Genomic DNA, 225 nt, shown 5'->3' on the forward strand with positions numbered 1-225 from the left:
TTTGATGGATAACAAAGTTTCTCTCCCCATCATTATTGAACCATATATTGGAGGCTACCTTAACATTACTCCCAAACTCTCCTGACCCGGAGACAGCAAGGTTTCTCTTAATAGATAAATCGCCTACGTTGTTCAATTTCAGTAATTGTCCCTCTAAACCATTATCTCCCCCTTGGGAGAATATCAAGTCATTGGACAACCCATGAAAGATATGAAAGTGTGAAT

1 protein-coding gene is annotated in these 225 nt (G+C 39.1%); it reads right to left on the reverse strand.

Annotation, left to right across the window (positions count from 1 at the left end; all coding sequences use genetic code 11):
• Window positions 1–225, reverse strand: a 225-nt coding sequence (locus tag E1171_RS22920; RefSeq protein ID WP_187696064.1) for a hypothetical protein, incomplete at both ends; no start/stop codon positions are given.

It is taken from the genome of Xanthovirga aplysinae, assembly GCF_009711365.1.
Classification (GTDB): Bacteria; Bacteroidota; Bacteroidia; order Cytophagales; family Cyclobacteriaceae; genus Xanthovirga; species Xanthovirga aplysinae.